General features: G+C 72.8%; 4 protein-coding genes. All 4 read right to left on the bottom strand.

Annotation, left to right across the window (positions count from 1 at the left end):
* Window positions 1–1000: FAD-dependent oxidoreductase (locus AC1DP0_RS19865; protein WP_478087917.1), on the bottom strand; the 1000-nt coding region annotated here is incomplete at its 3' end.
* 12 nt (window positions 1001–1012) lie between these two features.
* On the bottom strand, window positions 1013–1483 hold the full coding sequence (gene panD, locus AC1DP0_RS19860) for an aspartate 1-decarboxylase (RefSeq protein ID WP_478087914.1): 471 nt from the start codon (window positions 1481–1483) through the stop codon (window positions 1013–1015).
* Between the two features lie 63 nt (window positions 1484–1546).
* A complete protein-coding gene (gene panC, locus AC1DP0_RS19855; protein ID WP_478087909.1) occupies window positions 1547–2464 on the bottom strand; it encodes a pantoate--beta-alanine ligase in 918 nt (305 codons plus the stop codon).
* Window positions 2461–3360 carry a Rossmann-like and DUF2520 domain-containing protein gene (locus AC1DP0_RS19850; protein ID WP_478087907.1) on the bottom strand — a complete coding sequence of 300 codons (900 nt, stop codon included), beginning with the start codon at window positions 3358–3360 and terminating at the stop codon, window positions 2461–2463. The genes panC and AC1DP0_RS19850 overlap by 4 nt, the downstream gene beginning before the upstream one ends.
* Between the last annotated feature and the right edge of the window lies 1 nt (window position 3361).

The following is a 3361-nucleotide window of genomic DNA, read 5'->3' as shown; positions in this document are numbered from 1 at the left end:
GGTGGCGGCAGTCGAGGTAGACGTGGTCGGTGCCGGTCTCGCGCATCCGGGCGATGATGGCGCGGGCCACGACGTCACGGGGCGCGAGGTCGGCGAGCGGGTGCTGGCCCTGCATGAACCGCTCCCCCGTCTCGTCGACGAGGAAGGCACCCTCGCCCCTGACCGCCTCGGAGATGAGGGGCTGCTGGCCCCGCGAGCCCTCGCCGAGCCACAGCACGGTCGGGTGGAACTGGACGAACTCGAGGTCGGCGAGGACGGCGCCGGCCCGCAGCGCGGCGGCCATCCCGTCGCCCGTCGCCACCGACGGGTTCGTCGTCGAGGCGTAGATCTGGCCGAGACCACCCGTCGCGAGCACGACGGCGCGCGCGTGGGCGGCCCCGACGCCGTCGACCTGGCCCTCGCCGATGACGTGGAGCGTGACCCCGCAGACCCGCTGGTCCGCGTCGGTGAGCAGGTCGACGACGAGCGCGTGCTCGATGACCTCGATGCCCGGGTCGTCCCGCACCCGGTCGAGCGCCGCGATGAGGGCGCGGCTGATCTCGCGTCCCGTGGCGTCGCCACCGGCGTGCAGGATGCGGTCGCGGTGGTGGCCGCCCTCGCGGGTCAGCGACAGCCCACCGGTGTCGCCGCGGTCGAACTCGGCCCCGAGCGCGATGAGGTCCCAGACGGCGTCCGTGCCCTCCCGCACGAGCGTCTCGACGGCGTCGACGTCACAGAGGCCGACCCCCGCGACGAGCGTGTCGTGGATGTGCTCGGCCGGGCTGTCCTCCGGCGACATGACGGCGGCGATGCCGCCCTGCGCCCAGGCCGTCGACCCCTCGTCGAGCACCGTCTTCGTCACGAGCAGGACACGGTCGACGCGCCGGCGCAGCCGCAATGCCGTCGTGAGCCCGGCGATGCCGGAGCCGACGACGATGACGTCAGCCGTGGTCGTCCAGCCGGGCGCGGGCGCGCGCAGCCGCCGGGGGACGGTCACGTCGGGGAGCCCGCTCTGCGGCATACGACTGGCCTCTCAGTCCTGGTACTCGTGCTGGTGCTGGTGCTGGAACTCGTGCTGGTACTCGTGGTCGCGTTCGGTGACGGCCGAGGTCATCAGACCGAAACCGTCCGGCACGTCCCCTGCATCGTGCCCCACCTCGACCACGCGGTTGTGCTCGTCCACGAAGACGACGTGCGGCTCGAAGGTACGCGCCTCGGCGTCGTCCATCGCGGCATAGGCGATGATGATGACCGTGTCGCCCGGCGAGATGAGCCGTGCGGCGGCGCCGTTGATGCAGACGATGCCCGTGCCCCGCTCGCCCTCGATCGCGTAGGTCGTCAGGCGGTTGCCGTTGTCGACGTCGACGACGTCGACCTGCTGGCCCGGCCACAGGTCGGCCGCATCGAGCAGGTCGCGGTCGATCGTGAGGGAACCGACGTAGTGCAGGTCGGCCTGCGTCACCGTGGCTCGGTGGATCTTCGAGTGAAGCATGAAGCGCTGCACGATGGGCTTCCTCGGGGACTGTCGACGGCGAACGTCGTTGTGGGAGAGCTGGGCTCAGGCTTCTCAGGACTGCGTGAACGTCTCGAGTGCTCCGCCCCCGGGGCCGACGAGGACCGGCAGGTTGTCGATGAGACGGGTCGTGCCGACCCGTCCGGCCACGGCCAGCAGCGCCTCGCCGCGATACCACTCCGGCACGTCCTCGAGGGTGTCCGGGTGGACGAGCACGAGGTAGTCGATGAGCGCGAGCGGCTCGCGCACGAGGACCGACCGGGCGGCGCGGCGGACCGCGGACGGGCCCTCCGGAGCCGCCGCCGCGCCGGCGCGCAGGGCGGCCGAGAGGCACAGGGCGGTCTCGCGGTCGGACGCGGTGAGGTAGGTGTTGCGGCTCGACATCGCCAGCCCGTCGGACTCGCGCACCGTCGGCACCGCGACGACGCGGACCGGGAAGTCGAGGTCACGGCACATGCGCCGGATGAGCAGCAGCTGCTGGGCGTCCTTCTGCCCGAAGTACGCCGCGCTGCACCGGGTGAGGTGCATGAGCTTGCAGACGACCGTGAGCATGCCGTCGAAGTGCCCCGGACGGGCCTGGCCCTCGAGCACGTCGCCGAGCGGGCCGGCAGAGACACGCACCCCGGGGTCACCCTCGGGGTAGACGACGTCGGGGGTCGGCGCGAAGACGAGGTCGACACCAGCGGCCGTGCAGATCTCGAGGTCGGCGTCGAAGGTGCGCGGGTAGCGCGAGAGGTCCTCCTTGGGCCCGAACTGGAGCGGGTTGAGGAAGATCGTCACGACGACGTGGCGGTGCGCCTTGCGAGCCTGGTGGATCAGCGTCGCGTGCCCCTCGTGCAGGGCACCCATGGTCATGACGACGGCGATGTCGCCGTCGTCGAGCGCGGCCCGGGCCTCGCGGAGCTCCTCGCGGGTGCGGGCGACCACAGGTGCTGTGGGCGGCGCCGTGGGTGGCGCGGTGGTGTCGGTCACGGTTGGTCCTCCTCGTGCGCGAGCAGCTCGAGCAGCGGGTCGGCGTCGGAGGCGCGGAGGCGTCCGCTGAGCAGGGCTCGCTGCGCGGTCGCGCGGGCGAGCGCCAGGTAGGTGGGACGGATGTCCGGGGCCACCGTGCGCAGCATCGCGACGTGCCCGGCAACGGTACCGGCATCACCGCGAGCCACCGGCCCGGTGAGGGCTGCGTCACCTCGTTGCAGCGTGTTGGACAGTGCTGCCGTGAGCAGCGGCTCGAGGACGCGCGCGGGGTCCTCGACGCCCGCCTCGACGAGCAGCTGCATCGACTGGGCGACCACCGTGACGAGGTGGTTCGAGCCGTGGGCCAGAGCGGCGTGGTAGGTGACGCGGTCCTCCTCGGCGATCCAGACCGGGTCGCCGCCCATCTCGATGACGAGCGCCTCGCCGAGCGGCCGCGCGAGATCGAGCGTCGTCACCCCGAAGCAGCAGTCGTGCAGCCGGTCGAGGTCGAGCGGCGTGCCGGTGAACGTCATGGCCGGGTGGATCGCGAGCGGCACGATGTCGCTGCCCGCAGCCGACTCGAAGACCGAGATGCCGTGCGCCCCGGACGTGTGCAGGACGAGCTGGCCGGGCGTGAAGGTGCCGGTCGCGCTCAGCCCCGCGATGAGGTCGGCCAGGGCGTCGTCGGGCACGGCGAGCACCACGAGGTGAGCGCGGGCGACGACCTCGGGGATCGGCTTGACCGGCACGCCCGGCAGCAGGGTGGCCGCCCGCTCGAGGCTCTCCTCGCTGACCGCCGACACGCCGGTCACGACGTGTCCGGCGCGGGCCAGGGCCGCCCCGAGGACGGCTCCGACGCGGCCGGCACCCACGACGCCGACGTCGAAGCGCGCGGGACGCTCGTGCGGGGTGCTCACC

The sequence above is a fragment of the Terrabacter sp. P5_B1 genome (assembly GCF_056400505.1).
The sequence above is the reverse complement of the archived record's forward strand: the minus strand, read 5'-3'. Positions and strand labels throughout refer to the sequence as shown.